Source organism: Winslowiella arboricola, from assembly GCF_025527015.1.
Taxonomy (GTDB): Bacteria; Pseudomonadota; Gammaproteobacteria; order Enterobacterales; family Enterobacteriaceae; genus Erwinia; species Erwinia arboricola.
Genome location: NZ_JAODIM010000028.1, coordinates 1 through 17199 on the forward strand (window position 1 = coordinate 1; position 17199 = coordinate 17199).

The following is a 17199-nucleotide window of genomic DNA, read 5'->3' on the forward strand; positions in this document are numbered from 1 at the left end:
GCCGAACTCAGAAGTGAAACGCCGTAGCGCCGATGGTAGTGTGGGGTCTCCCCATGCGAGAGTAGGGAACTGCCAGGCATCAAATTGCGATAACCCTCGTGCGAAAGCATGAGGGTTTTTTGCGTCTTAACGTTGCTAAACCTGCCATAATCCCCGCCTTTTATGCAACGAAAGCATCTACAATCGGGTAAACTGTGTGCAGATAAATCAGTAAAGGCACAGTCATGTCCCGCGAAACCCATTCATTAAAGTCCTTCAATACGTTCGGAATTGACGCCAGCGCGCAACAAATCACCATCGCCGAGACGGTGGCGGAGTTGTCTGATGCATGGGAAGCGAGCCAGAAGGCGCAACTTCCTTTTCTGCTGCTGGGTGAAGGTAGTAATGTTCTCTTTCTGGAAAACTATGCTGGCGTTGTGGTAGTTAACCGGCTAAAAGGCATCAAAGTTACCGAGGATGATGAGGCATGGTATCTGCATGTCGGCGCCGGAGAGAACTGGCATGAACTGGTCGAATACAGTCTGAAAAACGGTTTCTCGGGTTTAGAAAACCTTGCCCTGATCCCCGGTTGTGTTGGTTCGGCGCCGATCCAGAATATCGGCGCTTATGGTGTGGAGCTGAATCAGGTCTGCGATTACGTCGATGTTCTCAATCTGCGAAGTGGCGAGATTGAACATATTGGCGCAGCAGAGTGCCAGTTTGGCTATCGCGATAGCGTATTTAAACATCATTACCGCGATGGCTATGCCATTGTTGCGGTGGGCTTGCGCCTGAATAAAGTCTGGCAGCCAGTAATGACCTACGGTGAATTAACCAAACTGGATCCCGCTAAGGTAACACCCCAGGAAATTTTTGATGGCGTATGTCAGATGCGTCGCAGCAAACTGCCTGATCCGCAGGTGACGGGCAATGCTGGCAGTTTTTTCAAAAACCCGGTGGTAGATGCTGAGCAGGCAGCAACTATTGCCAGCGAGTTTCCCACTATGCCGCAATATTTACAGGCTAATGGCCAGGTAAAACTGGCGGCAGGCTGGTTAATCGATCAGTGTGCGCTTAAAGGCCACAGTAACGGCGGCGCTGCGGTTCATCGTCAGCAGGCGCTGGTGATTATTAATCAGCAGAATGCCACCGGACGAGATATTGTCTTGCTGGCGCATGAAATACGCCAGCGTGTCGGTGAGAAATTTAATGTCTGGCTGGAACCTGAAGTGCGTTTTATGGGCGCCACCGGTGAAAAGGATGCTGTCGAGGTGATTGCATGAAAGATAATACTGTTCCCCTGGCTCTGGTCAGTATCTTAGCCGATGGCGAGTTTCACTCGGGTGAACATCTTGGTGAAACTCTGGGGATGAGCCGCGCGGCTATCAACAAGCATATTCAGACCTTAAAAGACTGGGGGCTGGATGTTTTTACGGTGACAGGAAAAGGTTACAGCCTTTCTGCGCCGCTCCAGTTACTGAATGAAGAGAGTATTGCCCGGCAGTTAGATCAGAATCGTGTCGCCGTTATTCCGGTAATTGATTCTACCAATCAGTACCTGATGGACCGCATGGACTCTCTGCAGTCGGGTGATGCCTGTGTTGCTGAATATCAGCAGGCCGGACGCGGGCGTCGTGGACGTCAGTGGTTCTCACCTTTTGGTTCCAACCTCTATCTGTCGATGTACTGGCGTCTGGAGCAGGGGCCGGCAGCAGCGATGGGGCTGAGTCTGGTTATCGGTATTGTGATGGCTGAAGTCCTGAAAGAGCTGGGCGCAACCGGGGTTAAAGTGAAATGGCCCAATGATATCTATCTGCAGGATCGTAAACTGGCTGGTATCCTGGTTGAGCTGACCGGTAAAACCGGTGATGCAGCTCAACTTGTCATTGGTGCAGGGCTTAATCTGGCGATGCGCTCAGCTGATGCTGCGGTAGTCAACCAGGGCTGGATCACGCTGCAAGAAGCAGGGATCAATATCGATCGTAATGCGCTTACGGCGTTATTAGTTAATAAAATGCGCCGTACGCTGCTGGAATTTGAGCGCGATGGCCTGGCGCCATTCATTGAGCGCTGGTCAGTGCTGGATAACTATCTCAATCGCCCGGTAAAATTGCTGATTGGCGATCGTGAGGTGCTGGGGATCGCCCGCGGTATTGATCAGCAGGGAGCACTATTACTGGAACAGGATGGCGTCACCAAAGCCTGGGTTGGTGGAGAGATCTCTCTCCGCCCCCAGCAGTAATATCGATTTCGCTGGAGGCTTCAATGCCTCCGGCTGAATTAAAGCCGACGACATCTGTTATTCCCCTGCGGGCGATGGAGCCGTTTCATTGTGCGCAATGTACCATCGCAACGAGTTCGAAATGGGGGTTGGAGCGACAATAACTCTCTTTTGATCCACCAGTTTTAGCAACAGGCTACGGGTTTGATAGATCCCCATATCACAATCTTCAGCGAGAACCCTGGTGCTAACCCACTCATTAAATTCTGGCGGCGGCTGCTGATGACAACGCCTGTGCAGGGCGTAATAAAGCTCTTCCAGCAGGATAAAACGTTTTCTCTCTCGGCTGGTAGTCGCGCTGATCATGCGCTTTTTCTCCGGCCAGCTAATAGCATCTTCTGTGTGTAACAACAGGTCAGAAGCCTGAGGCTGTAAAGGTAAATTTCCATTTCTCATAAATAGTGAACTCCTTTTCCAATTAATGAGTAGAGATACTAATTAAGACATTTCTTATAAATCCCTTTCAAACAATTATTTATGCTGATACAGCCTTTGCAGGGAGCAGTATGTTGGCGATATTGTAGACGGTAAATGGTTTTGGTGAACTAATATTTTTATTAAAAGAAAGTGATTAGAATTTCATGCTAATCTCAGTATGTTTGCGACTTCTTATATCGCAAGTAATCATAAAAGTTAATTTAATAAGTGAAAGGTTTTGTATTTTTTGCTCTTAAAGAAAATTCTTCCAAAACCCAATCTTTCTTTGTAAGGTTTGCCTGACAGCTTGAGATGATGATATGGCAGGCAAACAATAGCCAGTTAATTATTTCATTATTAAGTATTGGGCTGTGCTCTTATAAAGTGATTCTGATATCAGTAAAGTCGTTTTTTATGATTGTTCACAGTTGATTATAAAAACATTCCCTGCGACTGCATGCCACTCAATCACTCAGTAAAAAGAGCCTGCATTGTTTTTCTTTTAAATAGAAAACATATCTTGTGAAAAATGGATTTAAATTTACAAAGGAAAAGGAAGTAATGAAAGTTTATAAAATCACGATAGCCGCACTTTTAGTATTGGGTTCAGCCTCTGCTGCTAATGCTGAGGATTCGGGCCATGGCACTGTGACTTTTCAGGGCGCTATTATTGATGCTCCCTGCTCAATCAATCCGGATAGCATCGATCAGACCATTAACCTTGGACAAATTTCGGCAGCAGCACTTTCAGCCGGTGGTAAGACGGGTTCCTCAACGCCACGTCCTTTTCAGATCAAGCTGGAAAACTGCACTACAGCAACGTTAAGTACAGTGCAAACTAAATTCACTGGCGCGACTTCAGCATATGATGTTGATAGCCTGGCGCTCAGTGGCAGCGCCAGCGGGGCGAGTATTGTTATGATCGACGGCAGTAATAAGAAAGTGAAGTTAAATGTCGCTACCACACCTCAGGGTCTGCAGGATGGGCGCAATACGCTGAACTTTAATGCTTATTTACAAGGCGGTGGCAGTTCCGCCACTATTGTGCCTGGCGAATTCAACAGCATCACTAATTTCACCTTAGCTTATCAATAAGCCGCAAAGACATATGGGGGAATCTCCATATGTCTTTTAGTCAGAGGTAATAGGTTTCGTACCTTCGTGATCTGTAATGAAAATTGTCCTGACGCAAAAAAATTTAATTCTGTCAGGATTATCAGGTGAGCATAACACCAGAGTAGTCAGAAAACGTAGCACGCCAGGAAGAGCATGCAAACGTGTTCAGCGGCGCTGTGTATTCTTATTTCAGCGTAGGTTCGAACAGGGCCCGAGAATGAGATGATGACGCCAGGGGCCGTTTGAGCTTCACAACGACTAAAAAGAAGTATTTATTAAAAATGAACGCTAAAAACAACGGACGTTTTGATTTTTTTACGAATATTTTGCAGTTTTTTTTGTTTTCTTTGTTAACAGCCAGCCGGTCAGTAAGTGCAGAGGATATTCAATTTAATACCGATATGATGGATGTAAAGGATCGGGAAAACATTAATATTGAGCAGTTCTCACGCCGGGGTTTCATTATGCCAGGCACCTATCAGATGGCAATTATGCTCAACCGACAGGACCTGGCAGAGCAGGAAATCACTTTCTATCCGCCTGATAATAATCCTGCTGGCAGCGACGCCTGCCTGACCCGTAAGGATGTGGCCGCATTCGCTATCAAAGCAGAGTTACAGCGCAAGCTGACCTGGTGGCATCAGGGGCAATGCCTGGATATCTCCAGTGTTGCGGGCATGGAGGTGCATGGCGATCTGGGTTATGCGTTGCTTACGGTGAAAATCCCCGAAACCTGGCTGGAGTACCGCTCGCCAAATTGGGATCCACCCTCACGCTGGGATGATGGGATCCCGGGCGCGTTACTGGATTACAACCTTAATCTGCAAGCCCTTGAACAGTATCAGTATGGCAGCAAGGGTTATAATTTCAGCAGCAGTGGGGTTACGGGTGTGAATCTGGACGCCTGGCGCCTGCGCGCCGACTGGCAGGGCAGCGCAGTGCATACCGCGGGGAGTGGAGAGAGCACTCAGCAGTCATTCGACTGGAGCCGCTACTATGCCTGGCGAGCAGTGCCTGCGCTGCATGCGCGTCTCACCCTTGGCGAGGATTATCTGAACTCCGCCATTTTCGATAGCTTCCGTTTCGCCGGGGCGAGCCTTAACTCGGACGACAGCATGTTACCTCCGGGTTTGCGCGGCTATGCGCCAGAAATCAGTGGTGTCGCCAGAACCAATGCAAAGGTGGTGGTGAGTCAGCAGGAACGCGTACTGTATGAAACCCAGGTTCCTGCTGGCCCCTTCCGTATTCAGGATCTTTCTGACGCAGTCGCTGGCAAGCTTGATGTGCGTATCGAAGAGCAGGATGGAGCTGTTCAGCACTTCCAGGTCGATACCGCCACTATTCCTTACCTTACCCGGCCGGGAATGGTGCGTTACAAACTTGCTGCGGGTAAACCGGCGGTTGGCTCTCATCAGCTTGCGGATCCGTCATTTGCCACGGGCGAGTTCTCGTGGGGGGTGGCGAATGGATGGTCAGCTTATGGCGGGAGCATTCTGGGCGGCGATTATAATGCGTTCTCAGCCGGAATGGGGCGGGATCTGTTTGCCCTTGGGGCGATTTCACTCGATACAACGTTATCACGTGCAGTTTTGCCCGGGGATGAGATGTTAACCGGTAACTCCTGGCGTCTGAGCTATTCCAAACGTTTTGATGAGTTAGCCAGCCAGATCACCTTTGCTGGCTATCGTTTTTCCGATCGTAATTTTATGACGGTGCCAGACTATCTTGACGCTGTTGCCACCGGAGCTCCGGCAAATAAAAGTAAGCAGCTCTACACCGTTACTTTTAATCAGCAACTACCAGAGTGGGGGATTGGAGCATATCTGAATTACAGCCATCAAACCTGGTGGGACCGCTCCGCCAGCGATCGCTACGACATCACGCTATCGCGCTATTTTGACCTCGGGGGTTGGAAAAATATTAATGCTTCGCTGGCAGCGTATCGTAATAAATTTCGTGAAAGTAATGATGATGGCGGCTGGCTTTCTGTCTCATTGCCCTTCGGCTCACAATCAACATTGAGCTATAACCTCTCTTCGCGTAATCAGCGCTACGAACAGACGGTAGGGTATTTTAAACACCTTGATGAGCAAAACAAATATCAGTTAACTGCCGGTACATCCCGGGAAGGTGGAATGGCCAGCGGATTCTATTTCCATGAAACGGATAGCGCGCAGCTTAATGCCAATGCCAGCTATCAGCATGGACGTTACGCCTCTGCTGGACTGTCGGCACAAGGGGGAGCAACGCTGACGCCGCAGGGGGGGGCTTTGCATCGCACCTCCATTGCAGGCGGCACCCGTTTGCTGGTTGATAGTGATGGCGTCGCGGGAGTGCCAGTGCGCGGCTATGGTAACCCGACAAAAACCAACACCTTTGGAAAAGCAGTAATTAGCGATGTTAACAGTTATTACCGTAACAGCGCGCGCATTGATGTTGAAGCACTGTCAGACAATGTTGAAGCATCACGCTCTGTAGTGCAGGCCACCCTGACCGAAGGGGCGATTGGTTATCGTAAGTTCAATGTCATTGCAGGCGAGAAAGCGATGGCCAACATTCGCCTGGAGGGGGGAGATTCACCACCGTTTGGTGCGCTGGTGCGCAATGAGAAAAAACAGCAGACAGGCATGATCGGTGATGACGGCAGTGTCTGGCTGAGCGGTATCCGTGCTGGAGAGAAAATGTCGGTTGAGTGGGGAAAGGATGCAAGGTGTTATGTAGAAATGCCTGCTGAGCTACCGCCTCCACCGTTATCTGAGCTGCTGCTACCCTGCCGCGCATAAAGCACGTTTGAAAAGGAAGTGGGTGAAATGCCCCGTTTAATCATCGACACAGGAATGAACAGAGTTATATGAATCAGATGTGGTCAGTTAAAGCAGCGGCAATGCTCTCGCTGCTGGTCATCAGTACGTCTTCAGCATTGGCTGCCATTGCACTGGATCGGACCCGGGTGATCTATAACGCCGATGATAAGGCGGTAAGTTTGTCTATCAGTAATCAAAACACCAAATTACCCTATTTAGCCCAGGGCTGGTTGGAAAATGAGCACGGTGAGAAAGTCACTTCGCCACTGGTAGTATTACCACCGCTGCAACGTGTCGAACCAGGGGAGAAAGGGCAGATAAAAATACAGGCGTTGCCTGCGGCAGGCCTGTTGCCTCAGGATCGCGAAACGCTTTTTTACTTCAATCTGCGCGAAGTCCCGCCACGTAGTGATAAGCCTAATACCCTGCAGATTGCACTGCAAACCAGCATCAAGCTGTTTTACCGCCCGCCGGCGATTGTGGCGAAAGAGGCGGGGCGTGGGGATCCCTGGCAGCATAAACTGACATTGACTCAGCGGGGCGATCGCTATGAGGTAAATAATCCTACGCCTTACTACATCACCCTGGTGGATGCAAAACCCCATGCATCCAGACCGACTGTTGCCGGATTTGAGCCGTTGATGATTGCACCGCGCAGCAAGGCGTTACTGGGCGGCAGCATTGCCCTGTTAGGACATGAACCGGTGCTGACCTATGTTAATGACTATGGTGGCCGGCCGGAGCTGCTGTTTCGTTGCGCCGACAAGTCCTGCCGTGTGCAGGTTAAGAGTTAAATGCCATTAAGTTGCTGGCATGGAGAAAAGCATAATGGATCAATGCACACAGTCACTTCACCCTGTCAGAGTCGCGTTGCTGCAATGTTGTAGCGTGCTGGCGGCGATTTTATTCAGCGGTTTGAGTCCCGCCTGGTCGGCACCGCAACAGCAACTCACCCTGCGTGTGGCGATTAATGCCCCGGCCTGTAATATCAATCAAGGGCAAGCTATCAATGTTGATTTTGGTAATGACATTTTTATTACTCAGGTAAATGGGGAAAATTATAAACAACCGATTAGTTTTAGCCTGAGCTGTAATGCTTACACTCCGGTTACGATGCGTCTGCGGTTTGACGGCACAACTGCGCAATTTGACGCCGGGGTGTTGGCCACCACCATGAGCGATCTGGGTATCAAATTGCTGCAGGGAAGTGGCGGCGGAACGCCATTAAGCCCCGGCAGCTGGCTTAATTTTGATCGCACAGCAGGAATACCATCGTTACAGGCGGTACTGGTCCAACGTGCGGGGTCAACGCTGGCTGCCGGTGAGTTTACTGGCACTGCCACCCTCGTTGTGGAGCACATATGAAACTGACGCGATGCCGGCTGGGTTGTTGGATATTGCTGCTCTGCATCACGCTGCTACAAAGTGCGACTTATGCCGAATCTGTTGCGGTGAATTTCAGGGGAACGCTTATTGAGCCACCTGCTTGCACAATTAATGGTGGTCAGCCTATTGATATCGATTTTGGCAACGTCAGAGATGAGCTGATCGATGGGCAGAATTATATTCAGGTCATCAAATATCAGCTGAATTGCCCTGATGCCGCAGCGCCGCTGGTATTAACTTTAAGGATACAGGGCGGTGTAAGCGAATTTGATCCAACGGCGGTTAATACCAATTTCAGGGATCTGGGGATAAGAGTACTGAGCGATGGCGTGCCGCTGGAAATTAATACGCCGATTACGCTGGATATCATGCGGCCACCGCTATTGCAGGCGGTTCCCGTTAAGCCGGGTGGTTCAACGTTGTCTCCAGGGCAATTTGCCGCAGTGGCAACGCTATATGCCGGGTATTTGTAAGCCGTGGCCAGAACGTTAAACGAAATGATTATTTAAAAGCAGAGCAAACGGAATGCGTATAAGTCGTGAAAGGATGGATAGTGTGGGGATATTAATCCTCTTGATGCTGTTTTTGACCCTGTTACCGGCCAGAACAGTGAATGCCGGGGCCTATGTTTTCCCCCTCTCTTTTACTAACAATCAGGTTGCCCATAAGCTGGTGAGCTGGGATGAGAACGACATCGACCTTAATCCCTGCTATGGCTGGCCGAGTTGTTATGTCGGACTGGATGTGATGTACAGCAGCCATGCACCGAGCATGTACTCCAGTTGTGGGTTAAATAAACACTGTATTCGTATTGAGAACTATCGTACGCGCAAAGAGGTGATGGAGGCCTGGCGAAGCGCGATGGGAATTCCTTTTTCCGGTAGTTTTACGGTCCAGGACTCCACCGCCAGATGTGTTGGCATGTTCTATATTGATCAACCGAAGCAACCCGCGCCCGAGAATTACACTGCGGTACGGTTTCCCGGTTCGGTATGTAGTGAACTGCCGCCAGTTAACCAGGCATGCCATGTAGAATTACAGCCGGAAATTGATTTTGGTGTACTTACCAGCGACGAGGTTAACAACCAGAGCAGGGAGGTTACCGGCCAGCTGTATTGCGAGTTAACTGGCCAAATCACGCTGTACGGCGAGTCTTTGCTGGGAGAGCGCAATATCTACCTCGATGGCACGCAGAGAAACTTCTACGCTAACCTGAATATTGATAATCAGGATGCCTCGGGCGGCGTGAAATTCACCCTGCCAGGTAACAATATCAGGCAAAACTTCGCGCTTAAAGCGACACTATTTGCGGCAACGCCACCTGATGCCGGCAATTACACTGGCAGCGGTATTGTGTATATCACTTATCTTTGACTGGCAGACGTAACAGGCATCGCGGTGAGCGGCTGCGATGCCTGATGGTGACGGGAAACTATTTACGTAACCGCACGCGTTCTACGGCGTGATCGGCGCTTTTAGTCATAATCAGGCTGGCGCGCTCTCGGGTTGGAAGGATGTTTTCTTTCAAATTCAGCCAGTTAATCTCTTTCCATAACTGCATGGCAATGCCTTTCGCTTCCTCTTCAGAAAGCTGCGCATAGTGATGGAAATAGGAGTCCGGATCGGTAAAGGCGCCCTCGCGGAATTTCAGGAAGCGATTGATATACCAGGTTTCCAGTAATTGTTCCGGCGCATCGACATAGATCGAAAAATCGACGAAATCCGAAACGAAAACGTGGTGAGGATCGTGCGGATAATCCATCCCGGTTTGCAGCACATTCAGCCCTTCCAGAATCAGAATATCAGGCTGTTGCACCACTTTATCGCCATCGGGAATGACATCATAAATCAGATGGGAATAGACCGGGGCAGTCACCTGTGACGCACCTGATTTCAGGTCAGAGACAAAATTGACCAGCCGGTGCATATCATAGGATTGCGGGAACCCTTTCTTCTTCATCAGGCCACGTTGCTTCAGCACATCATTTGGATGCAGAAAACCATCGGTGGTAATCAGCTCAACGCGACGATGTTCCGGCCAGCGGCTCAGCAGCGCCTGCAATACGCGCGCGGTGGTGCTTTTGCCGACCGCCACGCTACCCGCAATGCTGATGATATAAGGCACTTTTTGACCATCGGTGCCGAGAAACTGCTCCAGAACGGCCTGGCGGCGCACGTTGGAATTAATATAAAAATTCAGCAGACGTGACAACGGCAGATAGATCTCGGCCACTTCTTCCAGTGAGAGATCTTCGTTAATACCTTTCAGACGGGTAATTTCTTCTTCTGAAAGTGTCATTGGCACGGAGTCACGTAACGCAGCCCATTGGTTCCTGTTGAACTCTAAATAGGGCGTAGTTACCGGGAAATCTTTTTTGCTCATATGCATGCTTCTGCCAGCAAATATCTACCAGTCAGTACGTTGCCGTAGCGTTGACGGAAACCGCCATCACCCTTATCGACTTACGTAGTCAGGTAAATTTCAGAAAACAATGCGCAGGAGGTTAACACCAGTAAGGCGGGAAAAAGAAGGAAAAAGATAAATGTGCGGACGCAATCGCAACGGCGCCCGCATTTTTTAAATTTAGTTAGCTGGCAACGGAGCGTATCAGCTGGTTAACCGAAAACAGCTTTTTGTAGTAGATTACCGCCGGGTGGTAATAGCCGTCGCTGGAGCTGGCATAGTCCGGAATTTCACCAATGCAGTGATAGCCCTGCGCCCGATAAAACGCCTCAGCTGGCGAGCCCGCGCGTGTATTAAGAAATAGCAGTCCCCGTTGCAGTTCCGCGGCACTGCTTTCCAGCGCATTCATCAACATTTTTGCCATCCCCTGGCGCCGGGCGCGCGGATGCACCAATAGTTTTTGAATTTCAGCGCGATTTTGACCATCTGGTTTCTGGCAAATTTCCAGCTGTACGCTGCCAGTGACACCCTGCGCATCGCGCGCAATCCACAGCAGTCGTTCACCTTTTGCCATATCCCGGCGCAGGCTATGAAAATAACTCTCTGCCTCTTCATACGTTTTGCGTTGCTGATAGCCTGGTGGCGCGTTGCTGGCGACTGCATCAATTAACAGACCGGCCAGTTCGCTGCGATAATGGGGTAAGGTGGTTGCATTGAGTAATACCGTTTTCATGCGATCTCCTCCTTAATGGCTTTCTTAACCCGATGCAATAAGCGATCCAGGTAATAAGTGCGCGTGATGATTGGGAATAGCGTCAGATCTGCAGCTGGCAGGTGCACTATCACTGCGCAGGATGACGATTAATGGTGCAATCAATGGCATTTGTATGAAGATTGAGCGGTCGCTACAGCGGGAAGAGAAAGTTCACTCGGCAAACGTCATCCTGGCTGACAGCAAAACCGCCTGCAATGCGCTTTTACTGGACAATTTTTCTCCATTAAAGCGCGAATTTGCGAACTTTTGCACAAATAATAAGCGATAGCGCATTTATCGCAATTTTTTTGTTGCATCCCGCGTCCGCACTTCCTAGAATGCGCACCACTTGATGCCGGCTTAGCTCAGTTGGTAGAGCAACTGACTTGTAATCAGTAGGTCACCAGTTCGATTCCGGTAGCCGGCACCATCAAGTACTGAGTAACAGAAGTAACCAGGTGGGGTTCCCGAGCGGCCAAAGGGAGCAGACTGTAAATCTGCCGTCATCGACTTCGAAGGTTCGAATCCTTCCCCCACCACCATATTCAGGCTGAGCTCAAGCACAGTCAGGGTCAGCAAGCTTTGCGGGTTGGCTCGAATAATAAGACATCTTCTCTTGTTATTCACAAGCTACAGAAAGAACAGGTAGCCGAGTTCCAGGTTGCGGGCATCGTATAATGGCTATTACCTCAGCCTTCCAAGCTGATGATGCGGGTTCGATTCCCGCTGCCCGCTCCAAGATGTGCTGATATGGCTCAGTTGGTAGAGCGCACCCTTGGTAAGGGTGAGGTCCCCAGTTCGACTCTGGGTATCAGCACCACTTCATAATCTCCCTCCCTGATTCTTCTCTGTGACAAAATAAATTCAACAGTTCAGGCTATGCCTGGTTGATGTGGTGATATCACCGATTTATCCGTGTCTTAGAGGGACAATCGATGTCTAAAGAAAAATTTGAACGTTCAAAACCGCACGTCAACGTCGGTACTATCGGCCACGTTGACCATGGTAAAACTACCCTGACTGCAGCTATCACCACCGTACTGGCTAAAACCTACGGCGGTTCTGCTCGTGCATTCGACCAGATCGATAACGCGCCAGAAGAAAAAGCTCGTGGTATCACCATCAACACTTCACACGTTGAATATGACACCCCGACTCGCCACTACGCGCACGTTGACTGCCCGGGCCACGCCGACTACGTCAAAAACATGATCACCGGTGCTGCTCAGATGGACGGCGCTATCCTGGTTGTTGCTGCGACTGACGGCCCTATGCCTCAGACCCGTGAGCACATCCTGCTGGGTCGCCAGGTTGGCGTTCCTTTCATCATCGTATTCATGAACAAATGTGACATGGTTGATGATGAAGAGCTGCTGGAACTGGTTGAGATGGAAGTGCGCGAGCTGTTGTCAGCTTACGATTTCCCAGGCGACGATCTGCCAATCGTTCGTGGTTCTGCTCTGAAAGCGCTGCAAGGCGAAGCTGAGTGGGAAGCGAAAATCATCGAACTGGCTGGTCACCTGGATAACTACATCCCAGAGCCAGAGCGTGCGATTGATAAGCCGTTCCTGCTGCCTATCGAAGACGTATTCTCTATCTCCGGCCGTGGTACTGTTGTTACCGGTCGTGTAGAGCGCGGTATCGTTAAAGTTGGTGAAGAAGTTGAAATCGTTGGTATCAAAGATACCGTGAAATCTACTTGTACCGGCGTTGAAATGTTCCGCAAACTGCTGGACGAAGGCCGTGCGGGTGAGAACGTTGGTGTTCTGCTGCGTGGTATCAAACGTGAAGATATCGAACGTGGTCAGGTTCTGGCTAAACCAGGTTCAATCAAACCTCACACTCAGTTCGATTCAGAAGTTTACATCCTGTCGAAAGAAGAAGGCGGCCGTCATACTCCGTTCTTCAAAGGCTACCGTCCACAGTTCTACTTCCGTACAACTGACGTGACCGGTACCATCGAACTGCCAGAAGGCGTTGAGATGGTAATGCCAGGCGACAACGTGAACATGAAAGTGACCCTGATCCACCCAATCGCGATGGATGACGGTCTGCGTTTCGCAATCCGTGAAGGCGGCCGTACTGTAGGTGCGGGTGTTGTTGCTAAAGTTATCGCGTAATCGCTGATAATATTTGACGCAACGCACAAGAAGAGGGCATCATTTGATGCCCTTTTTGCACGCTGTAACATAGAACCTGACTCATCAGTGATTTTCCGTCATAATCATTGCTGAGGCAGGCTCTGTAGCACGGCGTTAGATACCGAGTTACGCCTCACAGCATTATTCGGTTTGGTTGCCCCGCATCGCGGGGCAAAATAGTTTCTGATTTATTGTGGCAGGTTGGTTTATGAGTGCTAATACCGAAGCTCAAGGGAGCGGGCGCGGCCTGGAAGCGATAAAGTGGTTAGTCGTTGCCATTTTGCTTATCGTGGCTATCGTAGGTAACTACTACTATCGCGAAATTTCATTGCCGTTACGTGCGCTGGCTGTCGTTGTGCTGATTGCCGCCGCGGGTGGCATCGCGCTGCTGACGACGAAAGGTAAAGCTACGGTGGCTTTTGCTCGTGAAGCAAGAACCGAAGTCCGTAAAGTCATCTGGCCGACTCGTCAGGAAACATTGCATACCACCTTAATCGTTGCCGCGGTTACCGCCGTGATGTCACTGATTTTGTGGGGGCTGGATGGTATTCTGGTCCGTCTGGTATCATTTATCACTGGCCTGAGGTTCTGAGATGTCTGAAGCTCCAAAAAAGCGCTGGTACGTCGTTCAGGCGTTTTCCGGTTTTGAAGGCCGCGTAGCACAATCGCTGCGTGAGCATATCAAGTTACATAACATGGAAGAGCTGTTTGGTGACGTCATGGTTCCAACCGAAGAAGTGGTTGAGATTCGTGGTGGTCAGCGTCGTAAAAGCGAGCGCAAATTCTTCCCTGGTTACGTTCTGGTGCAGATGGTCATGAACGATGCAAGCTGGCACTTAGTGCGCAGCGTGCCGCGTGTCATGGGCTTTATCGGCGGAACGTCAGATCGTCCGGCACCTATTAGCGATAAAGAAGTCGACGCGATCATGAACCGTCTGCAGCAGGTTGGCGATAAGCCACGGCCAAAGACCATGTTCGAGCCAGGCGAAATGGTCCGCGTCAGCGATGGCCCGTTTGCCGACTTCAACGGTGTGGTCGAAGAAGTGGATTACGAAAAAAGCCGCCTGAAAGTATCGGTTTCCATCTTTGGCCGTGCAACGCCAGTGGAACTCGACTTCGGTCAGGTCGAAAAAGGCTAATAATCGCAGCGGCCGCCCGTACGGCATAACTGCAGTGCGGGAAAATAGTGCATGCATTGACCGATTATTGGTTGCGGAAGGCGCGAAATTGAAATACAATTTCGCGCCTTTTGTTTTTATGCGCTGTCTCAGCGTGTAAAAGATAGCTTGTTTCCTGCCATCGGCGGGGGCAAAACAACCACGGGGAGCTTCTTGCGAAGCGTTATAACCCAATAGAGGAATTATCATGGCTAAGAAAGTACAAGCCTACGTCAAACTGCAGGTTTCTGCGGGTATGGCTAACCCAAGTCCACCAGTTGGCCCGGCACTGGGTCAGCAGGGTGTTAACATCATGGAATTCTGTAAAGCGTTCAACGCCAAAACAGAGAGCCTGGAAAAGGGTCTGCCGATTCCTGTTGTTATCACTGTTTACTCTGACCGTTCTTTCACCTTCATCACCAAAACCCCGCCAGCAGCAGTACTGCTGAAAAAAGCGGCTGGTGTTAAGTCTGGTTCCGGTAAGCCGAACAAAGACAAAGTAGGTAAAGTAACTCGTGCTCAGGTACGTGAAATCGCAGAAACCAAAGCCGCGGACATGACTGGTGCTGATATTGAAGCGATGTCTCGCTCAATTGAAGGTACTGCTCGTTCCATGGGCCTGGTAGTGGAGGATTAAGAAATGGCTAAGCTGACCAAGCGCATGCGCGTGATCCGTGACAAAGTTGATGTAACTAAACAATATGACATCAACGAAGCTGTTGCTCTGCTGAAAGAACTGGCTACCGCCAAGTTCGTTGAAAGCGTTGACGTAGCTGTAAACCTGGGCATCGATGCTCGTAAATCTGACCAGAACGTGCGTGGTGCAACTGTACTGCCACACGGTACTGGCCGTTCCGTTCGCGTTGCCGTATTTGCCCAGGGCGCAAACGCTGAAGCTGCTAAAGCTGCAGGCGCTGAGCTGGTAGGTATGGAAGATCTGGCTGACCAGATCAAAAAAGGCGAAATGAACTTCGACGTTGTTATCGCATCTCCAGATGCAATGCGCGTAGTTGGCCAGCTGGGTCAGGTTCTGGGCCCACGTGGTCTGATGCCAAACCCGAAAGTTGGTACTGTAACCCCTAACGTTGCTGAAGCGGTTAAGAACGCTAAAGCGGGTCAGGTTCGTTATCGTAACGACAAAAACGGCATCATCCATACCACTATCGGTAAGGTTGATTTCGAGTCAGACAAACTGAAAGAAAACCTGGAATCCCTGCTGGTTGCGCTGAAAAAAGCGAAACCTTCTCAGGCGAAAGGCGTTTTCATCAAGAAAATTAGCCTGTCCACTACCATGGGCGCTGGCGTTGCAATTGATCAGTCTGGTCTGAACGCAGTAGCGAACTAATTCGCTGCTTTACGCGGGCGCAAGTTTCGTCTAGAATCTTACGCCCGTTGTTCTGTAAATATACAGAACCCAAATTCAAAGGCATTCGAGCTGAGAAAAGGCGGAAATTGAGCGAGTCGCCGGGAACATAGTTCACTATGTGACTGGTGCGAGTGAAAGCAGCCAACGCAGTATCAGCTTGAATGACGAAGAAGTTTAGTTGTTCGGTTGGAGCCTGGCCTTATCCAGGCCTCCGTCCAAGACCGCAGGAGTCAGATACTTTCGGGTTGAAGACTTAATCTTTCCTGCGTAGACGGTGACAGAACCTGAAGAATATTTTTATAGTCTTTGCTGGATTCTGCTCACCGTGTTTTAGCGCTTATCTTCGGTGACGTTGATAAGTGAAGTGAGTTTCGGGGAAATCCTTCCCCGTCCAAAAATCCAGGAGCACAAGCTAATGGCCTTAAATCTTCAAGACAAACAAGCGATTGTTGCTGAAGTCAGCGAAGTAGCCAAAGGCGCGCTGTCTGCGGTAGTTGCGGATTCTCGTGGCGTTACCGTTGACAAAATGACCGAACTGCGTAAAGCAGGTCGTGAAGCTGGCGTTTACATGCGTGTTGTTCGTAACACCCTGTTGCGCCGCGTCGTTGAAGGTACTCAGTTTGAGTGCCTGAAAGACACGTTTGTTGGTCCAACTTTGATTGCATACTCTATGGAACACCCGGGCGCTGCTGCTCGTCTGTTCAAAGAGTTCGCGAAAGCGAATGCAAAATTCGAAGTTAAAGCTGCGGCCTTTGAAGGTGAGCTGATCACGGCGTCTGATATTGACCGCCTGGCAACTCTGCCTACTTACGATGAAGCAATCGCACGCCTGATGGCAACCATGAAAGAAGCCGCTGCCGGCAAACTGGTTCGCACTCTGGCTGCTGTTCGCGATCAGAAAGAAGCTGCTTAATCGCACTCGCTTTTCTGACGCACTTGCTTACGTATAAACTATTTCTGATTCTTAGGAACACTTGTTATGTCAACTATCACTAAAGAACAAATCATTGACGCTGTTGCAGCACTGTCTGTAATGGAAATTGTTGAACTGATCTCCGCTATGGAAGAGAAATTCGGCGTTTCTGCTGCTGCTGCTGTTGCAGGTCCAGCTGCTGCTGCTGAAGCAGTTGAAGAAAAAACTGAATTCGACGTTGTGCTGAAAGCTATCGGCGCAAACAAAGTTGCTGTAATCAAAGCAGTACGTAGCGCAACTGGTCTGGGCCTGAAAGAAGCCAAAGACCTGGTTGAGTCTGCACCAGCAACTCTGAAAGAAGGCATCAGCAAAGATGACGCAGCTGCACTTGAAGCTGCTCTGAAAGAAGCTGGCGCTGAAGTTGAAATCAAATAAAACAACCTTTCAGGTTGCAGTCTGATTAGTCAGGCTGATGGCTGGT

18 protein-coding genes, 4 tRNA genes and 1 rRNA gene are annotated in these 17199 nt (G+C 49.9%); 20 read left to right on the top strand and 3 right to left on the bottom strand.

Annotated elements, in window-relative coordinates; translation table 11 throughout:
- The 3 genes from rrf to birA form a co-directional block, all read left to right on the top strand.
- Positions 1-78: ribosomal RNA gene (gene rrf / locus N5923_RS24845) — 5S ribosomal RNA — on the top strand; the annotation flags it as partial.
- A 146-nt stretch (positions 79-224) separates the two neighbouring features.
- Positions 225-1262, top strand: a complete 1038-nt coding sequence (gene murB / locus N5923_RS00160) for a UDP-N-acetylmuramate dehydrogenase (RefSeq protein ID WP_267141051.1) — start codon at positions 225-227, stop codon at positions 1260-1262.
- Positions 1259-2221, top strand: coding sequence for a bifunctional biotin--[acetyl-CoA-carboxylase] ligase/biotin operon repressor BirA (gene birA, locus N5923_RS00165; protein ID WP_267141050.1), 963 nt, complete (start codon positions 1259-1261; stop codon positions 2219-2221). The genes murB and birA overlap by 4 nt, the downstream gene beginning before the upstream one ends.
- A gap of 57 nt (positions 2222-2278) precedes the next feature.
- On the opposite strand, the gene N5923_RS00170 is transcribed toward birA, so the two are convergent.
- On the bottom strand, positions 2279-2656 hold the full coding sequence (locus tag N5923_RS00170) for a hypothetical protein (RefSeq protein ID WP_267141049.1): 378 nt from the start codon (positions 2654-2656) through the stop codon (positions 2279-2281).
- 582 nt (positions 2657-3238) lie between these two features.
- On the opposite strand from N5923_RS00170, the gene N5923_RS00175 reads away from it, so the two are divergent.
- From N5923_RS00175 to N5923_RS00200, 6 genes are all read left to right on the top strand, one after another.
- Positions 3239-3772 (top strand): fimbrial protein, encoded by a 534-nt coding sequence (locus N5923_RS00175; protein WP_267141048.1) that lies wholly within the window; start codon positions 3239-3241, stop codon positions 3770-3772.
- A 302-nt stretch (positions 3773-4074) separates the two neighbouring features.
- Positions 4075-6576 carry an outer membrane usher protein gene (locus N5923_RS00180; protein ID WP_267141047.1) on the top strand — a complete coding sequence of 834 codons (2502 nt, stop codon included), beginning with the start codon at positions 4075-4077 and terminating at the stop codon, positions 6574-6576.
- 68 nt (positions 6577-6644) lie between these two features.
- Positions 6645-7391, top strand: a complete 747-nt coding sequence (locus tag N5923_RS00185) for a fimbria/pilus periplasmic chaperone (protein WP_323372680.1) — start codon at positions 6645-6647, stop codon at positions 7389-7391.
- Between the two features lie 94 nt (positions 7392-7485).
- Positions 7486-7962, top strand: coding sequence for a fimbrial protein (locus tag N5923_RS00190; protein WP_267141046.1), 477 nt, complete (start codon positions 7486-7488; stop codon positions 7960-7962).
- Complete coding sequence (locus tag N5923_RS00195) at positions 7959-8456, top strand: fimbrial protein (RefSeq protein WP_267145184.1); 498 nt, start codon at positions 7959-7961, stop codon at positions 8454-8456. The genes N5923_RS00190 and N5923_RS00195 overlap by 4 nt, the downstream gene beginning before the upstream one ends.
- Before the next feature lie 103 nt (positions 8457-8559).
- Positions 8560-9357, top strand: coding sequence for an MrpH family fimbial adhesin (locus N5923_RS00200; RefSeq protein WP_267141044.1), 798 nt, complete (start codon positions 8560-8562; stop codon positions 9355-9357).
- Positions 9358-9415: 58 nt separating this feature from the next.
- On the opposite strand, the gene coaA is transcribed toward N5923_RS00200, so the two are convergent.
- Both coaA and N5923_RS00210 read right to left on the bottom strand, forming a co-directional pair.
- Complete coding sequence (gene coaA / locus N5923_RS00205; RefSeq protein WP_267141043.1) at positions 9416-10366, bottom strand: type I pantothenate kinase; 951 nt, start codon at positions 10364-10366, stop codon at positions 9416-9418.
- Positions 10367-10571: 205 nt separating this feature from the next.
- Positions 10572-11120 (bottom strand): GNAT family N-acetyltransferase, encoded by a 549-nt coding sequence (locus N5923_RS00210; RefSeq protein ID WP_267141042.1) that lies wholly within the window; start codon positions 11118-11120, stop codon positions 10572-10574.
- A gap of 375 nt (positions 11121-11495) precedes the next feature.
- Here N5923_RS00210 and N5923_RS00215 point away from each other — a divergent pair.
- The 11 genes from N5923_RS00215 (at position 11496) to rplL (ending at position 17153) form a co-directional block, all read left to right on the top strand.
- Positions 11496-11571: transfer RNA gene (locus N5923_RS00215), tRNA-Thr, on the top strand.
- A gap of 27 nt (positions 11572-11598) precedes the next feature.
- A tRNA-Tyr gene (locus N5923_RS00220) sits at positions 11599-11683 on the top strand.
- 121 nt (positions 11684-11804) lie between these two features.
- Positions 11805-11879: transfer RNA gene (locus N5923_RS00225), tRNA-Gly, on the top strand.
- A 6-nt stretch (positions 11880-11885) separates the two neighbouring features.
- Positions 11886-11961, top strand: a tRNA-Thr gene (locus tag N5923_RS00230).
- A gap of 115 nt (positions 11962-12076) precedes the next feature.
- Positions 12077-13261 carry an elongation factor Tu gene (gene tuf, locus N5923_RS00235; protein WP_267141041.1) on the top strand — a complete coding sequence of 395 codons (1185 nt, stop codon included), beginning with the start codon at positions 12077-12079 and terminating at the stop codon, positions 13259-13261.
- A gap of 229 nt (positions 13262-13490) precedes the next feature.
- Positions 13491-13874, top strand: a complete 384-nt coding sequence (secE, locus tag N5923_RS00240; RefSeq protein ID WP_267141040.1) for a preprotein translocase subunit SecE — start codon at positions 13491-13493, stop codon at positions 13872-13874.
- 1 nt (position 13875) lies between these two features.
- Positions 13876-14421, top strand: coding sequence for a transcription termination/antitermination protein NusG (gene nusG / locus N5923_RS00245; RefSeq protein WP_017803043.1), 546 nt, complete (start codon positions 13876-13878; stop codon positions 14419-14421).
- A 226-nt stretch (positions 14422-14647) separates the two neighbouring features.
- Positions 14648-15076 (top strand): 50S ribosomal protein L11, encoded by a 429-nt coding sequence (gene rplK / locus N5923_RS00250; RefSeq protein ID WP_267141039.1) that lies wholly within the window; start codon positions 14648-14650, stop codon positions 15074-15076.
- 3 nt (positions 15077-15079) lie between these two features.
- Positions 15080-15784, top strand: a complete 705-nt coding sequence (gene rplA / locus N5923_RS00255) for a 50S ribosomal protein L1 (RefSeq protein WP_267141038.1) — start codon at positions 15080-15082, stop codon at positions 15782-15784.
- A 436-nt stretch (positions 15785-16220) separates the two neighbouring features.
- Complete coding sequence (gene rplJ, locus N5923_RS00260) at positions 16221-16718, top strand: 50S ribosomal protein L10 (protein ID WP_267141037.1); 498 nt, start codon at positions 16221-16223, stop codon at positions 16716-16718.
- A gap of 66 nt (positions 16719-16784) precedes the next feature.
- Positions 16785-17153, top strand: coding sequence for a 50S ribosomal protein L7/L12 (gene rplL, locus N5923_RS00265; RefSeq protein WP_267141036.1), 369 nt, complete (start codon positions 16785-16787; stop codon positions 17151-17153).
- The last annotated feature ends 46 nt before the right edge of the window (positions 17154-17199 follow it).